Genomic DNA, 279 nt, shown 5'->3' on the forward strand with positions numbered 1-279 from the left:
TCCAGTCAAGCCTGCGACAGAAATCGCTCAATGTGTCTGGATTCTTGCGCATCACGGACGCCAAGAAATAGGCGTCGGCGATGTATGCGCGATAGTGCTGGCGGTACTGCGTCGCCAAAGTCGCGATATTGTTGCTCAGAGCGTCCACCGCGCCATTGATGGCACCTTGGTTGTTCACGAGGTCTTCAACTGGTGGACACCTGTCTTTTGGCTCGAGTTCAACGAGCTGCTTCCGTTCTGGTGAATTTTCTTCGGCACTCTCTGCGCACCTCCGGCATT

1 protein-coding gene is annotated in these 279 nt (G+C 54.8%); it reads left to right on the forward strand.

Annotated features, from left to right (window positions below; genetic code table 11):
* Positions 1-244, forward strand: a 244-nt coding sequence (locus tag EN852_RS41625) for a hypothetical protein (protein WP_189546701.1), incomplete at its 5' end; no start/stop codon positions are given.
* Positions 245-279 lie beyond the last annotated feature (35 nt).

The sequence above is a fragment of the Mesorhizobium sp. M2E.F.Ca.ET.209.01.1.1 genome (assembly GCF_004010375.2).
GTDB lineage: Bacteria > Pseudomonadota > Alphaproteobacteria > Rhizobiales > Rhizobiaceae > Mesorhizobium.